Annotated in this window: 19 protein-coding genes; 10 read left to right on the top strand and 9 right to left on the bottom strand. The window is 71.3% G+C overall.

The features are described 5' to 3' along the window. The first annotated feature begins 79 nt into the window (after positions 1-79). The 3 genes from ACGFNV_RS08350 to ACGFNV_RS08340 all read left to right on the top strand — a co-directional run bounded on the left by ACGFNV_RS08350 (position 80) and on the right by ACGFNV_RS08340 (position 3,746). Positions 80-2,197 carry a trypsin-like peptidase domain-containing protein gene (locus tag ACGFNV_RS08350; protein ID WP_393620486.1) on the top strand — a complete coding sequence of 706 codons (2,118 nt, stop codon included), beginning with the start codon at positions 80-82 and terminating at the stop codon, positions 2,195-2,197. 167 nt (positions 2,198-2,364) lie between these two features. Further along, positions 2,365-2,817, top strand: a complete 453-nt coding sequence (locus ACGFNV_RS08345; protein WP_393620484.1) for a sec-independent translocase — start codon at positions 2,365-2,367, stop codon at positions 2,815-2,817. Between the two features lie 269 nt (positions 2,818-3,086). Next, on the top strand, positions 3,087-3,746 hold the full coding sequence (locus ACGFNV_RS08340; RefSeq protein ID WP_393620482.1) for a hypothetical protein: 660 nt from the start codon (positions 3,087-3,089) through the stop codon (positions 3,744-3,746). A 112-nt stretch (positions 3,747-3,858) separates the two neighbouring features. Here the strand turns inward: ACGFNV_RS08340 and ACGFNV_RS08335 are convergent, their stop codons facing one another. The 3 genes from ACGFNV_RS08335 to ACGFNV_RS08325 are packed head-to-tail and all read right to left on the bottom strand — an operon-like array spanning position 3,859 to position 6,901. Beyond that, positions 3,859-4,992, bottom strand: coding sequence for an Mrp/NBP35 family ATP-binding protein (locus ACGFNV_RS08335; RefSeq protein ID WP_393620480.1), 1,134 nt, complete (start codon positions 4,990-4,992; stop codon positions 3,859-3,861). Positions 4,993-5,034: 42 nt separating this feature from the next. Beyond that, the gene (locus ACGFNV_RS08330) at positions 5,035-5,628 is read right to left on the bottom strand and encodes a DUF1003 domain-containing protein (protein ID WP_393620478.1); all 594 of its coding nucleotides are present in this window, start codon (positions 5,626-5,628) and stop codon (positions 5,035-5,037) included. Further along, positions 5,612-6,901 (bottom strand): magnesium transporter MgtE N-terminal domain-containing protein, encoded by a 1,290-nt coding sequence (locus ACGFNV_RS08325; protein ID WP_393620476.1) that lies wholly within the window; start codon positions 6,899-6,901, stop codon positions 5,612-5,614. The genes ACGFNV_RS08330 and ACGFNV_RS08325 overlap by 17 nt, the downstream gene beginning before the upstream one ends. Positions 6,902-7,103: 202 nt before the next feature. Between ACGFNV_RS08325 and ACGFNV_RS08320 the strand changes: the two genes are divergently transcribed. Beyond that, the gene (locus tag ACGFNV_RS08320) at positions 7,104-7,883 is read left to right on the top strand and encodes a hypothetical protein (RefSeq protein WP_393620474.1); all 780 of its coding nucleotides are present in this window, start codon (positions 7,104-7,106) and stop codon (positions 7,881-7,883) included. A 4-nt stretch (positions 7,884-7,887) separates the two neighbouring features. Here the strand turns inward: ACGFNV_RS08320 and ACGFNV_RS08315 are convergent, their stop codons facing one another. Beyond that, positions 7,888-8,406 carry a hypothetical protein gene (locus ACGFNV_RS08315; RefSeq protein WP_393620472.1) on the bottom strand — a complete coding sequence of 173 codons (519 nt, stop codon included), beginning with the start codon at positions 8,404-8,406 and terminating at the stop codon, positions 7,888-7,890. 24 nt (positions 8,407-8,430) lie between these two features. Continuing rightward, positions 8,431-9,546, bottom strand: coding sequence for a magnesium and cobalt transport protein CorA (locus tag ACGFNV_RS08310; protein WP_393620470.1), 1,116 nt, complete (start codon positions 9,544-9,546; stop codon positions 8,431-8,433). Between the two features lie 456 nt (positions 9,547-10,002). Between ACGFNV_RS08310 and ACGFNV_RS08305 the strand changes: the two genes are divergently transcribed. Further along, entirely contained in the window at positions 10,003-10,599 is a 597-nt protein-coding gene (locus ACGFNV_RS08305) for a suppressor of fused domain protein (protein ID WP_393620468.1), read from the top strand. 63 nt (positions 10,600-10,662) lie between these two features. Here the strand turns inward: ACGFNV_RS08305 and ACGFNV_RS08300 are convergent, their stop codons facing one another. Then, on the bottom strand, positions 10,663-11,898 hold the full coding sequence (locus ACGFNV_RS08300) for an MFS transporter (protein WP_393620466.1): 1,236 nt from the start codon (positions 11,896-11,898) through the stop codon (positions 10,663-10,665). A 158-nt stretch (positions 11,899-12,056) separates the two neighbouring features. Here ACGFNV_RS08300 and ACGFNV_RS08295 point away from each other — a divergent pair, with 158 nt between their 5' ends. The 3 genes from ACGFNV_RS08295 (at position 12,057) to ACGFNV_RS08285 (ending at position 14,413) form a co-directional block, all read left to right on the top strand. After that, positions 12,057-12,698: a DUF6758 family protein gene (locus tag ACGFNV_RS08295; protein WP_393620464.1), complete on the top strand. Its 642-nt coding sequence runs from the start codon at positions 12,057-12,059 to the stop codon at positions 12,696-12,698. A 202-nt stretch (positions 12,699-12,900) separates the two neighbouring features. Beyond that, the gene (locus ACGFNV_RS08290; RefSeq protein ID WP_393620462.1) at positions 12,901-13,758 is read left to right on the top strand and encodes a PHP domain-containing protein; all 858 of its coding nucleotides are present in this window, start codon (positions 12,901-12,903) and stop codon (positions 13,756-13,758) included. Positions 13,759-13,810: 52 nt separating this feature from the next. Then, entirely contained in the window at positions 13,811-14,413 is a 603-nt protein-coding gene (locus ACGFNV_RS08285) for a MarC family protein (protein WP_393620460.1), read from the top strand. 71 nt (positions 14,414-14,484) lie between these two features. Here the strand turns inward: ACGFNV_RS08285 and ACGFNV_RS08280 are convergent, their stop codons facing one another. Continuing rightward, positions 14,485-14,637, bottom strand: a complete 153-nt coding sequence (locus ACGFNV_RS08280) for a hypothetical protein (protein ID WP_125504360.1) — start codon at positions 14,635-14,637, stop codon at positions 14,485-14,487. Positions 14,638-14,838: 201 nt separating this feature from the next. Between ACGFNV_RS08280 and ACGFNV_RS08275 the strand changes: the two genes are divergently transcribed. Further along, on the top strand, positions 14,839-15,735 hold the full coding sequence (locus ACGFNV_RS08275) for an NYN domain-containing protein (protein ID WP_393620457.1): 897 nt from the start codon (positions 14,839-14,841) through the stop codon (positions 15,733-15,735). A 13-nt stretch (positions 15,736-15,748) separates the two neighbouring features. Here ACGFNV_RS08275 and ACGFNV_RS08270 read toward each other — a convergent pair whose 3' ends face one another. Both ACGFNV_RS08270 and ACGFNV_RS08265 read right to left on the bottom strand, forming a co-directional pair. Then, positions 15,749-16,660: an alpha/beta fold hydrolase gene (locus tag ACGFNV_RS08270; RefSeq protein WP_393620455.1), complete on the bottom strand. Its 912-nt coding sequence runs from the start codon at positions 16,658-16,660 to the stop codon at positions 15,749-15,751. A 200-nt stretch (positions 16,661-16,860) separates the two neighbouring features. Next, positions 16,861-19,842 carry a DEAD/DEAH box helicase gene (locus ACGFNV_RS08265; RefSeq protein ID WP_393620453.1) on the bottom strand — a complete coding sequence of 994 codons (2,982 nt, stop codon included), beginning with the start codon at positions 19,840-19,842 and terminating at the stop codon, positions 16,861-16,863. 496 nt (positions 19,843-20,338) lie between these two features. On the opposite strand from ACGFNV_RS08265, the gene ACGFNV_RS08260 reads away from it, so the two are divergent. Beyond that, positions 20,339-21,076, top strand: a complete 738-nt coding sequence (locus tag ACGFNV_RS08260) for a ferritin-like fold-containing protein (RefSeq protein WP_393620451.1) — start codon at positions 20,339-20,341, stop codon at positions 21,074-21,076. The last annotated feature ends 19 nt before the right edge of the window (positions 21,077-21,095 follow it).

The following is a 21,095-nucleotide window of genomic DNA, read 5'->3' as shown; positions in this document are numbered from 1 at the left end:
GACACTCCGTCGGGCGCGCCGAGCAGATCATCCGCGGCCAACGCCGACATGCCGTGCCGCGGCCAGCTGTGGGGAGAGCATGAACGAGGACACCTCCGCCGAGGTGACACCCCGGAACCCCTCCGGGGACCGGGCCGCACACGACGGCGACTACAGGCTGAGCGAGCCGTCGGCGCGTGCCGGCACCGGTGCCGGTGAGGAGGGGCTCGTCGGCGCGGGGGCGGACACCACCGTGAGCGAGTCGCCGTCGAGTCCCGGCGGCGGCGCCGGGGCGGCGGTCGGTGACGAGGGTGAGGGCGACTACGTGCTGAGTGGGCCCTCGGCTCCCGCGGGCTCCGAGGGCGGGCGCGACGCCGGTGACGCGTCGGGTGCCGCTGCCGCCGCTCCCGCGCCGTCCGGCTCCGCCGTCGCGTCGGCGACCGAGCGGCCCAAGCCCCTGCACGACCCGGACCCCTACAGCACCCCGCCGTACGGCGAGCCCGGGCCCTGGGCCCCGGCCCCGCCGGTGCAGCACCCCGCGGCCACTCCGGCGCAGGGCACGGCGGCACCGGCGGCGGGACCGGTCGGCGAGCCCCACGGCACGGCTACGCCCGCGCCCGGCCCCGTGGCTTCACCGCCCCCCGGCGCCGGGCTGCCCGCGCCGCGGCCCGTCGCCGCCGAAGTGCCTGCCCCACACCCCACTGCCGCCGATGCGCAGGCCGCATATCTCTCCGCGCCCGCGCCCCTCGACCAGCCGCACGGCACCGAGACGCCGGCGCCCGGCAGCACGGGCGCGCCCGCCTCGCACGCCGCTGCTCCCGCGCCCCTCGACCAGCCGCACGGCACCGAGGCCCCGGTGTCCGCTGCCCCGCAGGCCCCACATCCGTACGCTCCCGTGCCCTCCGGCCCCCCGCCGGTCCAGAGCGGACCCCCTGTCACCTCACCGCCCTCCGCTCTCCTCCCGACCAGCGACGCGTTCCCCCAGGACGCACCGGCTCCGGACGCCCCGGCCGATCCCTGGCAGCGCTACGACCCCTGGGCGGCCACCCCCATTCCCGGCGCTCCCCTCCAGCAGACCGGTGCCGCCGTGCTCAGTCAGGAGCAGCGGCGTCGGAGGGGGAGGAAGGCGCTGGTGGGTGGGGCGGTGGTGTTGGCGCTCGTGGCCGGCGGCATCGGTGGTGCCGTAGGGGCGTATGTCGAGCGCAACGGTGGGGTCGGGGCCGTGGAGCTGCCGCAGGCCGCCGCCGAGCCGGCCGGGCGGGCCCCGGACAGTGTCGCCGGGATCGCCGCGCGGGCGCTGCCCAGTGTGGTGACCCTGCATGTCAGCGGCAGCAAGGAGCAGGGCACCGGAACCGGCTTCGTGCTGGACACCCGAGGGCACATCCTCACCAACAACCACGTCGTCGAGCCCGCCGGGGACGACGGGCAGATCACCGTTGTCTTCAACGGGGGTGAGACCGCCAGGGCCGAGGTCGTCGGGCACGACAGCGGATACGACCTCGCGGTCGTGAAGGTGACCGGCGTGAAGGGCCTGAAGCCGCTTCCGCTCGGCAACTCCGACAGCGTCCAGGTCGGCGACCCCGTCGTCGCCATCGGCGCCCCCTTCGACCTGGAGGGCACCGTCACCTCCGGCATCATCAGCGCCAAGGAACGGCCCATCACGGCGGGCGGCGAGACCGGCGACGCGAGCGACGTGTCGTACGTCGACGCCCTGCAGACCGACGCCCCGATCAACCCCGGCAACTCCGGCGGGCCCCTCCTCGACTCGCGCGCCCGCGTCATCGGCATCAACTCCGCCATCCGCTCCGCCGACGACGGCGCCGAGACGGACGGCACCCAGGCCGGCTCCATAGGCTTGGGCTTCGCCATACCCGTCAACCAGGGCAAACGTGTCGCCGAGGAGCTGATCAACACCGGCAGGGCGACCCACCCCGTCATCGGCGTCACCCTCGACATGGACTACTCCGGCGACGGTGCCCGTATCAACACCAAGGGCCACGACGGCGGCCCCGCGGTCACCACGGGCGGCCCCGGCGCCCGGGCCGGCCTCGAGGCGGGGGACGTCATCACCGAGGTGGACGGCCAGCGCGTCCACTCCGGCGAGGAACTCATCGTCAAGACCCGCGCCCACCGCCCCGGCGACCGCCTCCGGCTGACCGTCGAACGCGACGGCAAGGAGAGGACGGTCTCCCTGGAGCTCGGGTCGGCGGGCAGTTGAGCAGCGATTGACAGAAACCTCACAGGCGTCGGCCGAAACACGCCTCGACAAGGCAAACAACGCGAAAAACCGGTCCGCCACCCACACGCGGACAGCTCGGGACGGTACCGGTCGGACGGGTGCGACAGGTACCGTGGACCCGGCCCGGACATCGCAAGGAGCTTCAGGTGTTCAATGACATAGGACCGCTCGAGCTGATCACGCTCGTTGTCCTTGCCGTGCTCGTCTTCGGTCCGGACAAGCTCCCGAAGGTCATCCAGGACGTCACGCGGACGATCCGCAAGATCCGCGAGTTCTCGGAGAGCGCCAAGCAGGACATCCGGACGGAACTGGGTCCGGAGTTCAAGGACTTCGAGTTCGAGGACCTCAACCCCAAGACGTTCATCCGCAAGCAGCTGGACAACGACGAGCTGGGGCTCAAGGAGATCCGCAACGGCTTCGACCTGAAGAAGGAGATGGCCGAGGTCACGGACGCCGTCCACGGCCGCGAGTCGGAGGCCTCGGCTTCGTCCTTGTCCTCGTCCTCCTCCGGTTCCTCGTCCGGCCGCGTCGACATGTCCAAGAAGCCGGAGGAGCCCGGCAAGGACGACCGCCCGCCCTTCGACGCCGACGCCACCTGATCGACGTAGCCCCACCGCACTCGCACCACGGAGCCGCACGTCAGAGACGTGCGGCTCTTTGCGTACGTGACGTGTTTCATACGGCGCCACGGCCGCGCACGACGTGAACGCGCTGTCGGAGCGACCCACGCGCCGGGCGGTTTCCCCGCAGCTCGGAGCGGGGTGGATATGCTGCCGTGTTGTTGTGCGGGCCGTACGCGAACCAGCGACGCCGCCCGAAGGGGGGCGGGCCGCTTCGGTCCGACGAGAGCGAGGAGGCGTCCGGGCACATGGAGACGACAAGTCGGGCAGTCGCGCAGGCGCCGGCCGCGGAGGACGGACAACAGGTCCCCTCCGCCCGGCGTACCGTCGACGGCTACCTGCTGGCGCCCTTCCCGTGGTACGGCCTCGACGAGGCCTTCACGGGGCCGCGCTGGCTGATGCAGGTCGGGACGGCGGCCGACGGGGCCGTGGAGCACGGTTCCATCGGACACGGTGACGAGCCCTCCGTACGCAACGAGTCGACCGCGGAGGACCGGGAGAAGTTCGCGGTCGTGGTGACCGTCGCGGCGAATCCCGTGCGGCGCAGCGCGGACGGTACGGGGCTGCTGGAGGCCACGTCGGTGGCCTCGGCAGCGTGGCTCGCGGGGGTGGGACTGCTGTCCTTCACCTGGCCCGGGCAGATGGACCACAGCCTGCGGGACGACTGGCTGGATCAGCAGACGGAGACGGCGTGGGCGCTGGCCGACGACCTGGCCGGGCCGGAGTGGTCGACGCTGTCCCTGCCGGTGGACGGGACGCCGACGCGGTTTCACTACCGTGAGTCGGAGTTCGGGTGGGTGCTGGCCGGGTCCACGGAGGCGGGGGTGCATGTGGGGGCGTACGGGAGAGGGATGAGTGCGTACGGTCTTGGGTTCGCCGTGATCAAGGACGTTGGCGAGTACGCATGATTGAAGGGGCGCCGTGGGTTGTGGCGCCCCTTCGCCGTAGCAGTTCGGATATCCGGCGGGTGCGGGTTGTCTGTGGTTGGTCGCGCAGTTCCCCGCGCCCCTGGTTGGACAGCTAGAACTTGTTCTTCGGGGTGATCCCCAGCGACAGTCCCGAAAGGCCCCGCTGGCGTCCGCCCAGCTTCCCCGCGATCGCCCGCAGGGCCGAGCCCGCCGGGCTGTCCGGGTCCGTGAGGACGACGGGCTTGCCCTCGTCGCCGCCCTCGCGGAGGCGGACGTCGATGGGGATGTTGCCGAGGACGGGGACGGAGGTGCCGGTCGTGCGGGTGAGGCCGTCGGCGACCGCCTGGCCGCCGCCGGTGCCGAAGACGTCGACCATCTCGCCGCAGTGGGGGCAGGGCAGGCCGGACATGTTCTCGACAACCCCGACGATCTTCTGGTGGGTCTGCACGGCGATGGAGCCCGCGCGCTCGGCGACCTCGGCCGCCGCCTGCTGAGGCGTGGTGACGACGAGGATCTCGGCGTTCGGGACCAGCTGGGCCACGGAGATGGCGATGTCGCCGGTGCCGGGCGGCAGGTCGAGGAGGAGGACGTCCAGGTCGCCCCAGTAGACGTCCGCGAGGAACTGCTGGAGGGCGCGGTGGAGCATCGGGCCGCGCCAGACGACCGGGGCGTTGCCCGGGGTGAACATGCCGATCGAGATGACCTTCACGCCGTTCGCGGACGGCGGCATGATCATGTTCTCGACCTGGGTGGGACGGCCGTCGGCGCCCAGCATGCGGGGCACCGAGTGGCCGTAGATGTCGGCGTCGACGACACCGACCTTCAGACCGTCCGCCGCCATCGCCGCCGCCAGGTTCACCGTCACCGACGACTTGCCGACGCCGCCCTTGCCGGAGGCGACCGCGTACACGCGGGTGAGGGAGCCCGGCTTGGCGAAGGGGACCTCGCGCTCGGTCTGGCCGCCGCGCAGGGCGCTCGCCAGCTCCTTGCGCTGCTCGTCGCTCATGACGTCGAGCGTGACGTCGACACGGGTGACGCCCTCCACCCGCGAGACCGCCTCCGTCACGCGCTGCGTGATGGTGTCACGCATGGGGCAACCGGAGACCGTCAGGTACACGGTGACCGCGACCGCTCCGTCCGCGCCGATGTCCACCGACTTGACCATCCCGAGTTCGGTGATGGGGCGGTTGATCTCGGGGTCGTTCACCGTCGCCAGTGCTTCGCGCACCGCGTCTTCCGTAGCCATAGGACGATGGTACGGCGCATTACCGCGGCGTAGGAAAGGCTGTCAGCGGTCGTCTGCGTCACGTCCGTGCGACCGTTCCGACCGTTCCGCCGGAAATACGACATGGCCGTCCCGGCGCGCCTCCAGCTCCTTGACGAGGTCCTGCAGCTCCGAGCGGATCCAGTCGCGCGTCGCGACCTCCCCGAGCCCGATGCGCAGCGAGGCGATCTCCCGGGTCAGGTACTCGGTGTCCGCGATGGACCGCTCGTTCTGCTTGCGGTCCTGTTCGAGGTTGACCCGGTCCCGGTCGTCCTGCCGGTTCTGCGCGAGGAGGATCAGCGGGGCCGCGTAGGAGGCCTGGAGCGACAGCATCAGCGTCAGGAAGATGAACGGGTACTCGTCGAAGCGCAGGTCGTGCGGCGCGAAGATGTTCCACACCACCCACAGGATGATGACGACCGTCATCCAGACGATGAACCGCCCGGTGCCCAGGAAGCGCGCGATGCGCTCCGACAGCCGGCCGAAGGCCTCCGGGTCGTACTCGGGCAGGATCCGGCGGCGCGGGGGGCGCGGCTGGTCGAGCCGGGGGCGCGTACGGGTGGTCGCCGTGGCGCCCGCCGGGGTGCGCTCGCGGGTGCTCTCACGCTCCGGTGCCATCGGTCACACCCCCCTCGTCCAGGTGGAACTCCGTCTCCCGCCAGTCCTCCGGCAGCATGTGGTCCAGTACGTCGTCCACGGTCACCGCGCCCAGCAGCGACCCGGTGTCGTCGACGACGGGCGCCGCGACCATGTCGTACGCGGCGAAGAACCCGGCGACCACGGGCAGCGTCGCGTCCGGCTCCAGGGGTTGCAGGTCGTCGTCGAGGATCGAGCTGACCAGGGTGTACGGCGGGTCGCGCAGCAGGCGCTGGAAGTGGACCGTGCCGAGGTACTTGCCGGTGGGTGTGTCGTCGGGCGGCCGGCAGACGTAGACCTGGGCGGCGAGCGCGGGGGACAGGTCGGCGTTGCGCACCCGGGCCAGCGCGTCGGCGACGGTCGCGTCGGGCCGCAGGACGATCGGCTCGGTGGTCATCAGACCGCCCGCCGTGTGCTCCTCGTACGACAGCAGGCGCCGCATGTCGGCCGCGTCGGCGGGCTGCATCAGGCTCAGCAGCCGCTCCTGCTCCTCCTGGGGCAGCTCGGAGAGCAGGTCGGCCGCGTCGTCGGGGTCCATGGCCTCCAGGACGTCCGCGGCGCGCTCCTCCTTCAGCTTGCCGAGGATCTCGATCTGGTCGTCCTCCGGGAGCTCCTCCAGGACGTCGGCGAGACGGTCGTCGTCGAGGGCGGCGGCGACCTCGGCCCGGCGTTTGGGGGAGAGGTGGTGCAGCATGTTGGCGAGGTCGGCGGGGCGCAGCTGCTCGAAGGTGGCGAGGAGGCTCTCGGCGCCCTGCCCGTGCTCCTCCAGGGAGAAGCCGGTGACGGCGGACCACTCGACGGTCAGGGTCTCGCCCTTGCTGCGCCGGAACGCTCCGCCCTTGCGGCCCTTGCGCACGAAGACCCGGTCGATCTCCCACTCCCGGCGCGCCGGCAGCTGCTGCACCGACAGGTCGAGGACGTTGACCTCCTCGTCGGTCTCGACGAGCGTGACCCGCCGGTCGAGGAGTTCGCCGAACACGAGGCGTTCGGTGGGCCGCTGTTCGAAGCGGCGGACGTTGAGCACCCCGGTGGTGATGACCTGTCCGGACTCGATGCTGGTCACCCGGGTCATGGGCAGGAAGATGCGGCGCCGCGTGGCGAGTTCGACGACCAGGCCGAGCATCCTCGGCGGTCGCCGCCCGACGCGCAGCATGACGACCAGATCGCGCACCCGCCCCACCTGGTCGCCGTTGGGATCGAAGACGGCGACACCGGAGAGGTGCGAGACGAAGATCCGGGGGGCGCCGGCTGCCATGGCTGTGCTTCCTTTTCGTACCGCGTGTCGGAGGGTGCGTTCCTTTTCCGTATTGCCTGCTCGGGTGGGCTTCAGGCTAGCCCGTCCCGATCGGAAACGCCCTGGTGGCCGGTCCGGACAGGCTGGCTCCGCCGAGTGGCCGCAACCCCGGTACGCTGCCGTACGCCGTTCAGGACACCCCCGCAGAGAGGCAGCCCCACCTGTGACTGCGATTCCCCAGGGCCGTACCCGCCGGGCCACACTGGTGGGCGCCATGTGCGCGCTGGTCGTGACGGGAACGGGCCTGACGGGTTGCGGGGGCGAGGATCCCGACGCCGGCACCAACGGGGTCGGCAAGCTGCCCGCCACGCAGATCCAGTCGAAGACCCGGGCCGCCGCGGACGCCGCTCCGGCGGTGCGCCTGTCGGGCAGTGTGGTCACCAGTGGGCGCACGTACAAGCTCGACATGAGCCTGAAGGCCGACGGCGGCAGCGGATCCGTCACCTCGCAGGGCGCCGAGTTCCACCTGCTGCGCATCGGCGAGGAGCTGTACCTCAAGGCGAGCGCGGAGTTCTGGAAGCACGAGGACGGCAAGGGGAGCGGAAACGGGGCGGGCAAGGGGGCCGACGGCTCGGACACGGCCGCCGCGGACAAGCTGGGCGGCAAGTACGTGAAGGTGCCGCAGGGCGACCCCTCGTACAAGAGGTTCAGCGGTTTCACGGACAAGGACGTCCTCCTCGACAGTCTGCTGACGCTGCACGGCACGCTGGGGACGGAGGGCCACTACGAACAGGCGGGCGTCCGCACCATCCGCATCACCGGCGACAAGGGCTCCGGCGGCACGCTGGACGTCTCCCTGGAGGGCACGCCGTATCCCCTGCGCCTGGTGCGGGCCGGAGGCGCGGGCACCCTGACCTTCGCGGCCTGGGGCAAGGACTTCGCCCTGACCGAGCCGGGGAAGGACGAGACGGTCGACTACGGCAAGCAACTGCCCACGTCGTGACCGACTATGTCCGCTTGCGCTTCTTCTTGACCAGCAGCCGCGGAAGCCCCGCGGGAATCGCCTGACGGGTGGTCGCCGGCGTCGGCACCGGGGCCTCGGCCAGGGAACCCTCGGGCAACGGCAGGGTCGCCCCCGTCGGTTCCAGGCGCAGCACCCTGCACTCGCGCGCCCAACGCGCCGTCATGGCCTCCCCGTCGGGCGCGTTCAGGCGCTTGCCCTTGAGCTCGGCGACGGCGGCCGCCCAGCCCTCGGAGTCCGGCGCGAGCTCGACGACTCGCGCCGTCCAGGACACCAGCCGGCCGCCCTTGTCTTTGCTGCGGACCGTCACCTCGGCCTCGGCCCCGTCGGCCAGCCCGGGCAGCGGCTGCTCCCCGGGCCCGTCGCCCACCAGGCAGGCCGCGCCCTCGTGCCACACGTGCCACAGGGCACGCGCCGCCGGAGCGCCGGCACCCCTGACCCAGACGAGGCCGGACTTCTTCGTGGCCTCCTCGACGAGGGCCCGGTCGAGCAGCTCACTTGTCATGGTGCCCAGCCTAACCAGGTGCTCTCAGAGCCAGCCGTTGCGCTTCAGGGTGCGGTGGATGCCCAGGCAGATGACGCCGGTGATCATCATGATCACCGGGTAGCCGTACCGCCAGTGCAGCTCCGGCATGTACTTGAAGTTCATGCCGTACACCCCGCACACCATCGTCGGTACGGCGATGATGGCGGCCCAGGAAGTGATCTTGCGCATGTCCTCGTTCTGCGCCACGGACGCCTGCGCGAGGTTGGCCTGGAGGATGGAGTTGAGGAGCTCGTCGAAGCCGACGACCTGCTCCTGGACACGGGCGAGGTGGTCGGCGACGTCCCGGAAGTACTTCTGGATGTCCGGGTCGATCAGCCGCATCGGACGCTCGCTCAGCAGCTGCATGGGCCGCAGCAGCGGCGACACCGCCCGCTTGAACTCCAGTACCTCACGCTTCAGTTGGTAGATCCGGCCGGCGTCCGTGCCGCGCGGGGCGCCCTTGCGGCCCGGCGAGAACACCTCCGTCTCCACCTCGTCGATGTCGTCCTGCACCGCGTCGGCCACCGCGATGTACCCGTCCACGACGTGGTCGGCGATGGAGTGCAGCACGGCCGAGGGACCCTTGGCGAGCAGCTCGGGGTCGTCCTGCAACCGGTGCCGCAGCGCCCGCAGCGAGCCCTGCCCGCCGTGCCGGACGGTGATGAAGAAGTCCCGGCCGGTGAAGCACATGACCTCGCCGGTCTCCACGACCTCGCTGTTGGCGTCGAGCTGGTCGTGCTCCACGTAGTGGATGGTCTTGAACACCGTGAACAACGAGTCGTCGTAGCGCTCCAGCTTGGGGCGCTGGTGCGCCTGCACCGCGTCCTCCACGGCCAGCGGGTGCAGTCCGAACTCACTGGCGATACCGGCGAATTCGGCCTCGGTCGGCTCGTGCAGGCCGATCCACACGAAGCCGCCGTCGCGGCGCACCTGGCGCATCGCCTCGTGCGGGGTGAGCGGCTTGTCGGTGTGGACGCGGGCGCCGTCGCGGTAGACGGCGCAGTCGACCACGGCCGACGGCGTTCCGGGGGCGCGCGTGGTGTCGTACACGCCGGTGTCCTTGCGCAGGGAGATGCGGGACGGGCGGACCACGGCTCGCAGGTCGCGGATCATCGACATCGCAGGCTCCTTCGTACGGGCAACGAAAGGCCGCCGGGGAATCGGGTGGAACTACCCGGAATGGGGACGTCCTGACTGCGGATGTTTGGCACGTCCACAAAGCGGGGAGCACCGCACCGTCGCGGTGGCGAGCTTCGTTACTGCTTCAGATCAGACAGATCAGATAGATCAGGCAAAGCGAAACGAAGTGCTCTTCCGCACGAAGACGCGAACGTGAAAGGCGGCGGTCAGCCGGAGCAGCATCAGTGGCCGGAAGAGCGAGTGGTACTACCAGGTCGACTTCGATCCATGACAGCCCCACCTCCTCCAGCCGGTCCCTCGTAAGGGAGTCTCAGCGGCGTCGGGACTGACGGCGACGCTTCTGCGTGCTGCCCCGAACCACCGGGCAAGAGTATCAGCCGACAGAAGTGTCAAGGCGTTGCTTTGCCCGCTACTGACAAGTTCTATGCTCGCGACATGGCTGATGTTCTTCCTCTGGTCGAAGCCCGTTTGCGCACCGCGCTGGGCGAGCCGGACGCGCGCGCCGCGGTCACCTTCCTCGGTACGGACCGCATCGAGGTGCTGCGTTTCCAGGAGGACTCCAGGGACGGCGCCGTCGTCCGCTACGCCACGCTCGGCATGTCCGCGCAGCCCATGGCGGACCCCACCGCGATGCTCGCCGACCCGGTCAAGGGCCCCCGGGCCGAGCTGGTCCTCACCGTCCGCGCGGGCCTCGCCGACACCGGCAAGGCGCTCCGCCCCCTCGCCGTACTCGCCGCGTCCCCGCAGGTCGAGGGCGTGATCGTGGCCCCCGGTGCCTCCCTCGACGTGGGCGAGCCGCTGTGGCCCGGCGCCCCGTTCACCTCGGTCCTGGTCGCCGAGCCGGGCGGTCTGGTGGAGGACCTTGAGCTCGACGAGCCCCTCGACCCCGTACGTTTCCTGCCGCTGCTCCCGATGACCCCGAACGAGGCCGCGTGGAAGCGCGTGCACGGCGCCCAGGCCCTTCAGGAGCGCTGGCTGACGAACGGGACGGACCTGAGGGATCCCTCCCGCAGGTCCGTCCCGCTGGACTGACACCACGACCGACACCACGAGGGCGCCGCGTGAGCAAGGTCACCAACCGGTGGCCGAAAAGCATCAGTTGGCGAAGACCGCCACACCGTCCTCGGTCGCGTGCTTCGGCTCCAGCTCCTCGGCCTCGTTGGTGAGCGCGTTCCGCCGTACGACGACCACGAGCGCGCCCACGACCGCGGTGACCGCTGCGACCACGAACGGCATGTGGATGTCGCTCCACTCCTCGATCTTCGGCGCGAAGTACGGAGCGGCCGCCGCGGCGAACCAGCGCACGAAGTTGTAGCCCGCGCTCGCCACGGGCCGCGGCGCGTCCGAGACCCCGAGAGCCAGCTCGGTGTAGACCGTGTTGTTCACGCCGATGAAAGCGCCGGACAGGATCGTGCAGACGACGGCGGTCGTGTGGTCGCCGTACCCGAGGACGAGCACGTCCGCGGCGAGCAGCACCAGCGAGCCGCCGAGCACCTTCAGCGAGCCGAACCGCCGCTGCAGGCGCGGCGCCACGATCACCGAGAAGACGGCGAGCAGCACACCCCAGGCGAAGAACACGGCACCCGACTTGTACGGACTCATGTCCAGCACGAAGGGCGTGAAGGCCAGCACGGTGAAGAACGTGTAGTTGTAGAAGAAGGCCGAGACCGCCGCGGACGCGAGTCCGCCGTGGCCGAGCGCCTTGACCGGGTCCAGCAACGAGGTCTTGCGGGCCGGCTTGGGCTGCTCCTTCAGGAACGCCGTGATGCACAGGAAGCCGACGGCCATCAGGAACGCGGTGCCGAAGAACGGGTAGCGCCAGCTGGCGTCCCCGAGCAGCGCGCCCAGCAGGGGGCCGCACGCCATGCCGAGGCCGAGGGCGGACTCGTACAGCAGGATCGCGGCCCCGCTGCCGCCGGCCGCCGCGCCGACGATCACCGCGAGGGCGGTGGAGACGAACAGGGCGTTGCCGAGTCCCCAGCCGGCCCGGAAGCCGACGAGTTCGGCGACCGAGCCCGATGTGCCGGCGAGGCCCGCGAAGACCACGACGAAGGCGAGGCCGAGCAGCAGGGTCCTGCGGCCGCCGATGCGGCTGGAGACGAAGCCGGTGACCAGCATCGCGATCGCGGTGATCAGGAAGTACGAGGTGAACAGCAGGGAGACCTGACTGGCCGTGGCGTTCAGGCCCTGCGCGATGGACGGCAGGATCGGGTCGACGAGTCCGATGCCCATGAACGCGACGACGGACGCGCCGGCCGTGGCCCAGACCGACTTGGGCTGTCGCAGGATGCTGCCGGTTCCGGCGTCGGTTCCCGGGTTGAAGGGGTCCATTGCTTCTCCCGTCGCGGCTAAGTAGTTGGTATATACACACGATAAGTTAGGTCTGCTAAATAATGCAAACTACATCTAGTTTTTCCTGGTGAACGGGTTCCGTCCGGACGGGTGATCGTCCTTGACGTGAGCGTGCCGGGGTAGGACCGTGGGGCCCTATGAGGGGCGAACCCAGTTGCCCGAAGTGTGGTGGCCGGGTCAGGGCTCCCGGACTCTTCGCCGATTCCTGGCAGTGCGATGTCCATGGGACGGTGCATCCGCTGCAGCCCGTGATCCCGCCCAGCGTCGAGGCCCTCAGTGTCGTGGTGCATCGCACGCAGGTGCCCATCTGGATGCCGTGGCCGCTGCCGGTCGGCTGGCTCTTCACGGGTGTGGGCTACGCGGGAGACGACCGCAGCGGTGGCCGCGCCACGGCCGTGGCCTGCTCCGGGCCCGGACCGGTAGGCGGCATGGGCGAGTTGATCCTGGTCGCCGAGGAACTCGGCGTCGGCCTCGGCGCGCGGTACGCGGGCATCGACGGGCCGGACCCGGGCCCGTACATGAACGTCGAGAAACCGCCCCAGGCCAAGGTGCTCGCCGCGGGGCGCCCGACGCCGCTGTGGCATGTCGCCGGTTCACCGGACGACCGCGCGGTGTTCGCCGGGGAGGCGCGGGGGTTGTGGCTGTGGGCGGTGGTGTGGCCCGAGCAGTCGGGGCTGCTGATGTACGACGAGCTGGTGCTGACGGATCTGCGGGACGCGGGGGCGGAGTTGGAGCTGGTGCCGTGCGGGGCGTTGTCGCCGCGCTTGCTCAAGCCGTAGCGCGGGGGTGGTGGGGGGTGCGTGTTGGTGTGCGGGTGCGGGTTCGTTGTGGCCGGTCGCGCAGTTCCCCGCGCCCCTTTGCGGGGTTCTGGTTGCCCTGCGTGTAAAGGGCGCACCCCTGGTTTGGGTGTGACGAGAGGGGTGAAAATCCGGTTATCCTTGAGCGTCCCCTTCTGTCCCGGTGTCGTTTGGAGCCTGTGTCGTGCGCATTGACCTGCACTGCCACTCCACTGCGTCCGACGGTACGGACACGCCGGCTGAGCTGGTGCGGAAGGCGGCCGCGGCCGGTCTTGATGTGGTGGCGCTGACCGACCATGACACGACCCGGGGGTACACGGAGGCGATCGCCGCGGTGCCGGAGGGGCTCACGCTCGTCACGGGGGCCGAGCTGTCGTGCCGTCTCGACGGCATCAGCATGCACATGTTGGCGTACCTCTTCGATCCCGAGGAGCCCGCTCTGCTCGCCGAGCGCGAGTTGGTGCGGGACGACCGGGTGCCTCGGGCGCGGGGCATGGTGGCCAAGTTGCGGGAGTTGGGCGTACCGGTCACCTGGGAGCAGGTGGCGCGGATCGCGGGGGACGGTTCGGTCGGGCGCCCGCATGTGGCGACCGCGCTCGTCGAGCTCGGTGTGGTGCCGACCGTGAGCGATGCGTTCACGCAGGACTGGCTGGCCGACGGCGGCCGGGCCTATGTGCCGAAGCACGAGACCGACCCCTTCGAGGCGATCCGGCTGATCAAGGGCGCCGGCGGAGTCGCGGTGTTCGCGCATCCGGCCGCCGCCAAGCGGGGGCTCACGGTGCCGGACTCGGCGATCGCCGAGATGGCCGCGGCCGGTCTGGACGGCATCGAGGTCGACCACATGGACCACGACCCGGACGCGCGGGCGCGGCTGCGGGGGCTGGCCGGCGAGCTGGGACTCCTGACGACCGGGTCCAGCGACTACCACGGCAGCCGTAAGACGTGCGTGCTCGGGGAGTACGTGACGGATCCCGAGGTGTACGGGGAGATCACGCGGCGGGCGTTCGGGGCGTTCCCCGTGCCGGGGGCCGGCGGAGCCTGACGCTCACCCCGGACGTCCACTTTCCCCTCTTTCTCGCAAGGCCCCTGTACTGATGTTCGACGTCGCCGTCTTCGGCTCCCTCTTTCTCACCCTCTTCGTCATCATGGATCCCCCCGGGATCACCCCGATCTTCCTCGCCCTGACCGCCGGACGTCCCGGCACGGTGCAGAAGCGGATGGCCTTCCAGGCCGTCTGTGTCGCCGGCGGCGTGATCACAGTCTTCGGGCTGCTCGGGCACCAGATCCTCGACTACCTGCATGTCTCCGTGCCCGCGCTGATGATCGCGGGCGGGTTGCTGCTTCTGCTGATCGCCCTCGACCTGCTCACCGGCAAGACGGACGAGCCGAAGCAGACCAAGGACGTCAACGTGGCGCTCGTACCGCTGGGCATGCCGCTGCTGGCGGGCCCGGGTGCGATCGTGTCGGTCATCCTGGCCGTGCAGAAGGCGGACGATGTCGCCATGCAGGTGTCGGTGTGGGCGGCGATCCTCGCCATCCATGTCGTGCTGTGGCTGGTGATGCGGTACTCGCTGCTGATCATCCGGGTCATCAAGGACGGCGGGGTCGTCCTGGTGACGCGGCTCGCGGGCATGATGCTCTCCGCGATCGCCGTGCAGCAGATCATCAACGGCGTGACCCAGGTGATCCGCGGGTGACATACGCAGGGCCCCCGTACGGCGTCGGTGTCGTACGGGGGCCCTGAAGTCTGTCGCGAGCGATTCGCGCGTTATGAGGCCGAGGTCTCGGCCGGGCGGATCCAAAGGCGCTGCCCGATGGCGGCGGCCTGTTGCACGATCCGGTTGACGGAGGCGGCGTCCACAACGGTGGTGTCCACGGGCGTACCGTCGACGTCGTCGAGTCGCATGATTTCGAAGCGCATGGCTTCTCCCTTCGTCTGGTGATCCTCCTGCGGAGAACTACTGGCTACGGTGTTCTGTAGTAGTCAACGGGTTGTGTGTTACAAACATTCCCTACGCTAAAGAAATTTTTCGAACGTCTAATTACCGACCGGTAAGTGATGATCGCGAGACTGACCGGGACCGGTTGTGTTCGCAGCGTGACCGCCGGGACAATAGAGGCGATGAACGACGACCAGGCGGCCCTCACCGCCCGCATCGACCGCACGAACGAGCTGCTCCAGCGCATGCTCGCCGAGGTGGCCAAGACACCCTCGACCCACGCGATCTTCGTCGACGCGGGGTACCTCTACGCGGCCGCGGGCCGACTCGTCGCCGGAACCGAGGACCGACGCGCCTTCGACCTGGACGCCGAGGGCCTGATCGAGGCCCTCATCGACCGGGCGCGCACGATCTTCGCGGACAGCCGGCTGCTGCGGGTCTACTGGTACGACGGCGCGAGGCGCCGCATCCACACGGCGGAGCAGCAGTCCATCGCGGAACTGCCCGACGTGAAGGTTCGGCTGGGCAATCTCAACGCCAACAACCAGCAGAAGGGCGTCGACTCCCTCATCCGGAGCGACCTGGAGTCCCTGGCCCGCCACCGGGCCATCAGCGACGCCGCCCTCCTCGGTGGCGACGAGGACCTGGTCTCGGCGGTGGAGGCGGCCCAGGGGTACGGCGCCCGGGTGCACCTCTGGGGCATCGAGGCACCCGAGGGCCGCAACCAGGCGGAGCCCCTGCTCTGGGAGGTCGACAGCCAGCGCACCTTCGACCTCGACTTCTTCAAGCCGTACGTGTCACGGCGCACCGCCCCCGCCTACGAGGCGTCCGGGGCGCCCCGGCCGACCCGCGAGGACGTGCGCTTCGTGGGCGCGCAGATCGCCGCGAAGTGGCTGTCGGCGCGGGGCAGGGAGGCGCTGGTGGAACTGCTGCCCGGCCATCCCTACCTGCCCGGCTCCGTCGACCAGGACCTGCTCGTCGAGGCGGAGGGCATCCTCCAGTACTCGCTGCGCGGCCAGGCGGATCTGCGGCGGGCGCTGCGGGACGGGTTCTGGGAGCACTTGCAGACGCAGTACTAGGGCGACGCGAGTACTAGGGCGACGCAGTGCCAGCGCCGTGCTGGCCGTCGGTGCGCTTCTTGTCCCAGAAGTCGGCGAGGGCGTGGGCCGTGGGGAGGGGCTGGTCCAGGTTCGGTGAGTGCTCGGCACCCGGTACGACCGTCCGGTGCGCCCCCAGCCGTACGGCCATGTCGTCGAGGACGGTCACCGGCCAGGTGTCGTCGCGGGCGCCGGACAGGACGTGGAACGGCAGCGGGACGGCGGCGAGCTCGGCGACGCGGTTCGGTTCGACACACAACTGGCGTCCGGTGGCGAGGAGTTGCGCGGGCTTGTGCCTGATCCAGCGTTGGCGCAGCTGTTCCACACGGCCGTAGCCGCGGGCCGGGCCGCCCACCTCCTCCGGTGGTCCCATGGCCAGGATGGCCTCCCACACCTCGGCCATCGTCATCACGGCAAGCGCGTCGTGCAGCAGTTTCACGCGCTGCTGCTGGGAGTCGGAGATCTGGGCGGGGCCGGACGCGATGAGGGTGAGCGAGAGGAAGGGGGAGTGGTCGAGGAGCACGGCCGCGCGCGCGATCTGGCCCCCCAGGGAATGCCCGACCAGATGGAGGGGTGTGCCGAGGGCGGCCGCCTGCGCGAGCACGTCCCGCGCCAACTCGCCCTGCGCGTACGCCGCTTCGTCATCCATCGGCCCGTCCGACTCGTGCTGCCCCCGCCCGTCCACGGCGACAGTCCGATACCCGCGCGCCGCCAACGGCTCATGCATCCGATGGAAGTCCTCCTTGCTACCGGTGAACCCCGGCAGCAGCAGAGCGACCCCCTTCTCTTCGACACCGGACGCCACGGGCGCGTCGACGACGGCGAACTCACCGCGCCCGGTACGGAGCCGGTAGGCGCGTGCGCCGGGGGGCGGGGCGGAGGCGGAGGGAGCGGAGGGGGTGGTCACGGGGTGAGGTTAGCGGAGGGGGCGGGGGTGTGGGGCGGTTGCTCGGGTGGTGGCGTGGCCGCCGATCCGCCGGCCCAGGCCCCGCGCCCCCGGTCCCCAGCCCTCGCACCGCCAAGCCTCCGCGGCTCCCAGGCCCACGCAGCGGAACGCCGACGGCCCGGTCCCACACCTGCGTGGGGCCGGGCCGTCGGGCGGTGTGCTCAGCCTTCCGCGGGCTCCGTGGCGGCCGTCGCCTTGCGGGTACGGCGTGCCCTGGGCTGCGCTGCGGCCGTGTCGACGGCGGTCTCGGCAGCGGCGGCGGTCTTGCGGGTCCGGCGGGGCTTGGCCTCCGGCTCCGCTGTGGCCTGTGCCGGGATTTCGGCGGCCGGGGTGGTCTCCGGTTCGGCGGCCTTGCGGGTGGTGCGGCGGCGCGGCTTGGCCTCCGTACCTTCCGCGGTGTCGACGGCCGTCTCCGCGGCGGCGGTTGCCTTGCGGGTGCGGCGGGGCTTGGCCTCGGGGGCCTCCTCCGGCGCCTGAGCGGTGGCGGTCGCCTTGCGCGTGCGGCGCGCCGGCTTGGCCTCCGCCGTCTCGGCGGTGTCGACGGCCGTTTCGGCAGCGGCGGCGGTCTTGCGGGTCCGGCGGGGCTTGGCCTCCGGCTCCGCTGTGGCCTGTGCCGGGATTTCGGCGGCCGGGGTGGTCTCCGGTTCGGCGGCCTTGCGGGTGGTGCGGCGGCGCGGCTTGGCCTCCGTACCTTCCGCGGTGTCGACGGCCGTCTCCGCGGCGGCGGTTGCCTTGCGGGTGCGGCGGGGCTTGGCCTCGGGGGCCTCCTCCGGCGCCTGAGCGGTGGCGGTCGCCTTGCGCGTGCGGCGCGCCGGCTTGGCCTCCGCCGTCTCGGCGGTGTCGACGGCCGTTTCGGCAGCGGCGGCGGTCTTGCGGGTCCGGCGGGGCTTGGCCTCGGGGGCCTCCTCCGGAGCCGGCGCGGTGACGGCTGCCTTACGGGTGCGGCGGCGCGGTGCGGGCTCCGCCGTCTCCGTGGCCGGCGCGGCCTCGGTGGCGCCCTCGGCGGTGTCGACGGCGGCCTGGGCGGCCGTGGTCTTCCGCGTGCGGCGCGCCGGCTTGGCCTCCGTGGCCTCGGCCGTGTCGACGGCGGTCTCGGCGGCGGCAGCGGCGGCGGTCTTGCGCGTCCGGCGCGGCTTGGCCTCCGTGCCTTCGGCGGTGTCGACGGCAGCCGTCTCCGCGGTGGCGGCGGACTTCCGCGTGCGGCGCGGCTTGGCGTCCGTGGTCTCGGCCGTCTCGGCGACGGGCGTCGCCGCGGCCGTCTTCCGCGTGCGGCGCGGCTTGGCCTCGGTCGCTTCCGTGGGCTCAGCCGTCGTCTCGGCGGCGGGCGTCGCCTTGCGGGTGGTGCGGCGGCGCGGCTTGGTCTCCGTGCCTTCGGCGGTGTCGACGGCCGCGTCCGCGGCGGGGGTTGCCGCCGCCGGCTCCACGACCGGGGCCGGCGTCTCCGGCGTCTCGGTCGGGGCGGTCGTCGCGGCCGTAGCCGTCTCCGCGGACCTGCGGGTGCGGCGGCGGCGCGGCTTCGCCGGGGTCTCGGCGCCGTCGAGGGCCGTGCCCTCTGCCGTCGCCACGGCCGCTGTCGCGGCTTCGCCGACCGTCGGCTCCACGGCCACGGGCGCCTGTTCCACGGCGACCGGCGTCTGCTCGCCCGAGGCCCCGCCGCGCGTACGGCGACGGCGGCGCGGGGTGCGGGGCGCGGTGACGCCCTCCGGTGTGGCCGGGCTCGCGGCGGTGGTCTCCTCCGGAGCCACGGTGCCGGCCGGGGCCGACGTCGCGTCCATCGGGGTGCCCCCGCGCGTACGACGGCGACGTCGCGGCGTACGGGCCGGACGCTCGGAGTCTTCAGTGCGGGACTCGCCGCCCCGGCCGCGGGATTCGCCACCGCGGCCACGGGACTCGCCACCGCGGCCACGGGACTCTCCGCCCCGGCCGCCGCGACCGCGTCCACCGCGGCCGCCCGTCTCGCCCAGGTCCTCCAGGACCTCCGCGTCGAGCCCCGCGCGGGTGCGCTCGGCACGCGGCAGGACACCCTTCGTCCCAGCGGGGATGCGCAGTTCCTCGTAGAAGTGCGGAGAGGTGGAGTACGTCTCCGGCGGGTCACTGAAGTCGAGCTCCAGCGCCTTGTTGATGAGCTGCCAGCGCGGGATGTCGTCCCAGTCGACCAGCGTGATCGCGATGCCCTTGGCGCCCGCGCGGCCGGTACGGCCGATGCGGTGCAGGTACGTCTTCTCGTCCTCGGGGGACTGGTAGTTGATGACGTGCGTCACGCCCTCGACGTCGATGCCGCGGGCGGCGACGTCGGTGCAGACGAGCACGTCGACCTTGCCGTTGCGGAACGCGCGCAGCGCCTGCTCGCGGGCGCCCTGGCCGAGGTCGCCGTGGACCGCGCCGGAGGCGAAGCCGCGCTGCTGGAGCTGGTCGGCGAGGTCGGCCGCCGTGCGCTTGGTACGGCAGAACACCATGACCAGGCCGCGGCCCTCGGCCTGGAGGATGCGCGCGACCATCTCGGGCTTGTCCATGTTGTGCGCGCGGTACACGTGCTGCTTGGTGTTCGCGACGGTCGCACCCGCGTCGTCCGGCGAGGTGGCGTTGATGTGCGTGGGCTGCGACATGTAACGGCGCGCGAGACCGATGACCGCGCCCGGCATGGTCGCCGAGAACAGCATCGTCTGGCGCTTCACCGGAAGCATGTTGATGATCTTCTCGACGTCGGGCAGGAAGCCCAGGTCGAGCATCTCGTCGGCCTCGTCGAGGACGAGCGCCTTGATGTGCTTGAGGTCGAGCTTCCGCTGGCCCGCGAGGTCCAGCAGACGCCCCGGGGTGCCGACGACGACGTCGACGCCCTTCTTGAGGGCCTCGACCTGGGGCTCGTAGGCGCGGCCGCCGTAGATGGCGAGAACGCGCACGTTGCGCACCTTGCCCGCGGTCAGCAGGTCGTTGGTGACCTGCGTGCACAGCTCGCGCGTGGGGACGACGACGAGCGCCTGCGGGGCGTCGGTGAGGGCCTCGGGCTGCGCGCGGCCGGCCTCGACGTCGGCGGGGACGGTGACGCGCTCGAGGAGCGGGAGGCCGAAGCCCAGCGTCTTGCCGGTGCCGGTCTTGGCCTGGCCGATGACGTCCGTGCCCGACAGGGCCACGGGGAGCGTCATCTCCTGGATGGGGAAGGGGGTGGTGATGCCGACGGCTTCGAGGGCCTCGGCGGTCTCGGGAAGGATACCGAGCTGTCGGAACGTCGTAGTCAGGGTGCTGCCTCTTCTGTGTGGGCGGTGCGAGGCGAGCGTGGGGTTCTTGTCAGGACCGTGCCGGGGACGTCGGCTGCCATTACGGTCGGGCCGTAAGGGCACGGGACCACGCCGACGCTCTAGCGCTCGTACCGCTGAGGGGTGCCCCTCCGATCGTCGTACGCACAGTGCCGTACGGTCAGGGAGGGCTGTCGGGTCGGAGCCGATCGGGCCACCGACCGGGCATCCTCATACCTGCGGCCCGTCGAATACTCGGCAGGCGCATTACCACCATACCCCGGAATCGCGCATATGCGATGGCCGATTCGGTCACGTAGTCGTCGTCACACCGATTCGCGTAGTCGTGGTCACACTGATTGACCAGGGACGTCCGAGGCCTGGCGAGCGGACTATTGTGCGCTTCATGACGACGCCTGACAACACCTCTGACGCTTCCGCCGAACACACCGGAGTGGCCGCCCAGAACTGGGCGACGGCCTCCGCCGATCCGCAGTACCGGGCCGCGGTCGTCGACCTGCTCGGCGCGCTCGCGTACGGCGAGCTCGCGGCGTTCGAGCGGCTCGCGGAGGACGCCAAGCTGGCGCCGACGCTGGAGGACAAGGCGGAGCTGGCGAAGATGGCGTCGGCCGAGTTCCACCACTTCGAGCGGCTGCGGGACCGGCTGGCGGAGATCGGGGAGGAGCCCACGCGGGCGATGGAGCCGTTCGTCGCCGCGTACGACGGCTTCCACAAGCAGACGGCGCCCTCGGACTGGCTGGAGGGGCTCGTCAAGGCGTACGTCGGCGACTCGATCGCCAGTGACTTCTACCGCGAGGTCGCCGCCCGGCTGGACTCCGACTCCCGCTCGCTGGTGCTGGGTGTGCTCGACGACACCGGACACGCCAGCTTCGCCGTCGACCGGGTGCGTTCCGCGATCGACGCCGACCCGCGCGTGGGCGGGCGGCTCGCGCTGTGGGCGCGGCGGCTGATGGGTGAGGCGCTGTCGCAGTCCCAGCGGGTGGTCGCCGACCGGGACGCGCTGTCGACGATGCTCGTCGGCGGCGTCGCCGACGGCTTCGACCTCGCCGAGGTCGGCAAGATGTTCTCCCGCATCACCGAGGCCCACACGAAGCGGATGGCGGCGCTGGGACTCGCTGCTTAGCCGCGTCGTACTGCTCAGC

Origin of the sequence: Streptomyces sp. NPDC048751, assembly GCF_043198595.1 — a bacterium.
Lineage (GTDB): Bacteria > Actinomycetota > Actinomycetes > Streptomycetales > Streptomycetaceae > Streptomyces.
The sequence above is the reverse complement of the archived record's forward strand: the minus strand, read 5'-3'. Positions and strand labels throughout refer to the sequence as shown.

Coding starts and splice junctions, on each gene's coding strand:
- ACGFNV_RS08350 (WP_393620486.1), top strand. CDS start 80: ATGAACGAGGACACCTCCGCCGAGGTGACACCCCGGAACCCCTCCGGG.
- ACGFNV_RS08340 (WP_393620482.1), top strand. CDS start 3,087: ATGGAGACGACAAGTCGGGCAGTCGCGCAGGCGCCGGCCGCGGAGGAC.
- ACGFNV_RS08335 (WP_393620480.1), bottom strand. CDS start 4,992: ATGGCTACGGAAGACGCGGTGCGCGAAGCACTGGCGACGGTGAACGAC.
- ACGFNV_RS08330 (WP_393620478.1), bottom strand. CDS start 5,628: ATGGCACCGGAGCGTGAGAGCACCCGCGAGCGCACCCCGGCGGGCGCC.
- ACGFNV_RS08325 (WP_393620476.1), bottom strand. CDS start 6,901: ATGGCAGCCGGCGCCCCCCGGATCTTCGTCTCGCACCTCTCCGGTGTC.
- ACGFNV_RS08315 (WP_393620472.1), bottom strand. CDS start 8,406: ATGACAAGTGAGCTGCTCGACCGGGCCCTCGTCGAGGAGGCCACGAAG.
- ACGFNV_RS08310 (WP_393620470.1), bottom strand. CDS start 9,546: ATGTCGATGATCCGCGACCTGCGAGCCGTGGTCCGCCCGTCCCGCATC.
- ACGFNV_RS08305 (WP_393620468.1), top strand. CDS start 10,003: ATGGCTGATGTTCTTCCTCTGGTCGAAGCCCGTTTGCGCACCGCGCTG.
- ACGFNV_RS08300 (WP_393620466.1), bottom strand. CDS start 11,898: ATGGACCCCTTCAACCCGGGAACCGACGCCGGAACCGGCAGCATCCTG.
- ACGFNV_RS08295 (WP_393620464.1), top strand. CDS start 12,057: ATGAGGGGCGAACCCAGTTGCCCGAAGTGTGGTGGCCGGGTCAGGGCT.
- ACGFNV_RS08285 (WP_393620460.1), top strand. CDS start 13,811: ATGTTCGACGTCGCCGTCTTCGGCTCCCTCTTTCTCACCCTCTTCGTC.
- ACGFNV_RS08280 (WP_125504360.1), bottom strand. CDS start 14,637: ATGCGCTTCGAAATCATGCGACTCGACGACGTCGACGGTACGCCCGTG.
- ACGFNV_RS08275 (WP_393620457.1), top strand. CDS start 14,839: ATGAACGACGACCAGGCGGCCCTCACCGCCCGCATCGACCGCACGAAC.
- ACGFNV_RS08265 (WP_393620453.1), bottom strand. CDS start 19,842: ATGACGCTCCCCGTGGCCCTGTCGGGCACGGACGTCATCGGCCAGGCC.
- ACGFNV_RS08260 (WP_393620451.1), top strand. CDS start 20,339: ATGACGACGCCTGACAACACCTCTGACGCTTCCGCCGAACACACCGGA.